The sequence below is a fragment of the Nocardia barduliensis genome (genome assembly GCF_013315795.1).
GTDB classification, from domain to species: Bacteria; Actinomycetota; Actinomycetes; order Mycobacteriales; family Mycobacteriaceae; genus Nocardia; species Nocardia barduliensis.
Window position 1 is genome coordinate 1 of the sequence record NZ_JABLTE010000292.1, and the last position, 469, is coordinate 469.

Here is a 469-nt window from a genome sequence, read left to right on the forward strand (position 1 = left end):
CGATAGGCAGCATGCGCGATCACCGCGTTCACCAGATTGCCGGTCGAGGCGAGGTAGGCGGCGGCCACCGCATACCTTTGTCCCTCCGCTTGCGCAGCCAGGGCTTCCACGGCACGCCGATTGCCGCCAAAGAGATCGACCGCATAGCTGATGGATGCGCCGAGTGTCCACAGCGTAAAAAGGCTTGGCACCCCGGTCTGCCCGAGCCGGGCGGGCACCGCTGCCTGACGTGACACATCGGCCGATCCAGCCACCTGCGGGTAGAACACGCCCGCGCCGGCTCGCAACAGGTCTTGCGCGGCACGCAGGTTGGCTTGCGCCTGCTGCAGGCCGGGGTTGGCCGTAATGGCGGCTTCCATGGCCAGATCAAGCGCGGGACTACCGAGAGCGTGCCACCAGTCTGCCGGCACGGTTGCCGCCGTGAAGCGCTGCGCAACGCCGTCTGCCGAGGTGGCCTGCGCAACTTCAC

1 protein-coding gene is annotated in these 469 nt (G+C 67.6%); it reads right to left on the reverse strand.

What is annotated here, in order from left to right; translation table 11 throughout:
• On the reverse strand, positions 1-469 hold a 469-nt coding region (locus tag HOV91_RS41345; protein WP_174190208.1), incomplete at both ends, for a TolC family protein.